This is a genomic window from Candidatus Clostridium eludens, assembly GCF_045310515.1.
Classification (GTDB): Bacteria; Bacillota; Clostridia; order Clostridiales; family Clostridiaceae; genus Clostridium_B; species Clostridium_B eludens.
Genome location: NZ_JBJHZX010000124.1, coordinates 1 through 1,189 on the forward strand (window position 1 = coordinate 1; position 1,189 = coordinate 1,189).

Annotated in this window: 2 protein-coding genes; both read right to left on the reverse strand. The window is 27.5% G+C overall.

Going from position 1 to position 1,189, the window contains the following annotated elements:
• Window positions 1–48: 48 nt before the first annotated feature.
• Complete coding sequence (locus tag ACJDU8_RS25455) at window positions 49–552, reverse strand: RNA-guided endonuclease TnpB family protein (RefSeq protein ID WP_406794986.1); 504 nt, start codon at window positions 550–552, stop codon at window positions 49–51.
• Window positions 489–926, reverse strand: coding sequence for a hypothetical protein (locus ACJDU8_RS25460; RefSeq protein ID WP_406794987.1), 438 nt, complete (start codon window positions 924–926; stop codon window positions 489–491). The genes ACJDU8_RS25455 and ACJDU8_RS25460 overlap by 64 nt, the downstream gene beginning before the upstream one ends.
• Window positions 927–1,189 lie beyond the last annotated feature (263 nt).

The window sequence follows — 1,189 nt, forward strand, 5'->3', positions numbered from 1 at the left end:
TTTAATAATTTATATATCTATACTATTTAGTTCTTATATTGTATAAATCTATATTACAAGTATAACAGCATTTTCTTCATGACCACAGATTGCACATTCAAATTTAGCTTGATTATTCTTACAATCCTTATTTCCTTTATGTATATTACCACATGAACTACAACGCAAGGAGGTATATTTAGGATTTACAAAGCTTATTTCTATTCCATGTTCCTCTGCTTTATATTTGATTTTTTGTTGTAAATCATAATAACTCCAATTTTTTAATAAAGTTTCTATAGCATTTTTATCATATCCACTCAAATCTTCCACTTGGATACAACCACAGTCATGCTTTATTGCAAAATCAACTACATATCTAGAATACTTATGGTTTAAGGTATCTCTAAAGTTTTTAACCTTTTCACTCATACGAGTTACACCTTCTATTCTTTTAGTTCTTCCATGTCCAGCTTTACCTTTATTTTTTTCCGCCAATTTACTGTTTTTTAATAATGCAGTCCTTCTAGCTTGAATTTTCTGTCTATAATGAATAAGTTCTTTACCGTCCAAAATACATTCCCGTCCAGTTTATCTATTTTGAATGTTAAATGTTTCAATTCCTGGAACTTGTTAAAAACAGCACAATCTACCTCATATCCATTGTTATCTTGATATATTTTATAACTCCCGTTCTTCAAGTAGATAGGCATATTAAGTCTAAAACTTGCTACTGATTTTCTATAATTTAAAATATCTTTTTTATCAGCATTCCATTTTTTCATAACAAAAGCATTGGTTTGTCCAACATTAGAAGTATTAATAGTATTCATAATAGACTTCATTTCACCTTCTACAACATTTCTATAAGTCTTTCCAAACCTCTCCTGCTCTTCAGGATATTTACCATATTTATTTTTATATTTGATTTTTTCATATTCCCACATGTAGTACATCTGCATAGCCTTATTACTAGCTTTACAAGTTAAGTATTGTATATCCCTTAAAACTTTATTCATGATTTTATATTCAAGTTGGGTACAGCTTTTTATAGTTACTAAAATACACTTATTAATTTTAACACCGCCTTTTTGAATAAATATTAATATATATTAGATATGTTATTATACTTAGACCTGACGTATGGACAGTTTAATGTAAATTAATGTATAAAACATTTACAGGATAAAATTATGTAGAAAACCGCCTT